This is a genomic window from Mesorhizobium sp. M5C.F.Ca.ET.164.01.1.1 (assembly GCF_004792125.1).
In the GTDB taxonomy this organism is placed as follows: Bacteria; Pseudomonadota; Alphaproteobacteria; order Rhizobiales; family Rhizobiaceae; genus Mesorhizobium; species Mesorhizobium wenxiniae.
Map to the genome: position 1 here is coordinate 1 of NZ_SRTG01000510.1, position 296 is coordinate 296.

A 296-nucleotide genomic window follows, 5' to 3' on the forward strand; every position below is an offset into this window, starting at 1 on the left:
ATTTTCCGGCGCTGGCCGAAGGCGGCCTCGGTGACGCGGCCGAGCTTTTTCGCTTCTACCGGCAAGGGGGCCGTGCGCGGCACCAGATGCACCACCGATGACGTCACCTTCGGCGGCGGGGTGAAGGCCTGCGGTGGCACGTCGAAGGCGATCCTGGCTTGCGTGCGCCAGCCGGCGAGCACGCCGAGCCGGCCATAGGCATCGCTGCCTGGGGCGGCGGTGATGCGCTCGGCTACCTCGCGCTGGAACATCAGCGTCATCGATTGGTAGAAGGGCGGCCATTCGGCAATCGTCAG

Annotated in this window: 1 protein-coding gene; it reads right to left on the reverse strand. The window is 68.2% G+C overall.

Annotated elements, in window-relative coordinates; genetic code table 11:
- Positions 1-296, reverse strand: a 296-nt coding sequence (locus EN807_RS34500; protein ID WP_281405270.1) for an rRNA adenine dimethyltransferase family protein, incomplete at both ends; no start/stop codon positions are given.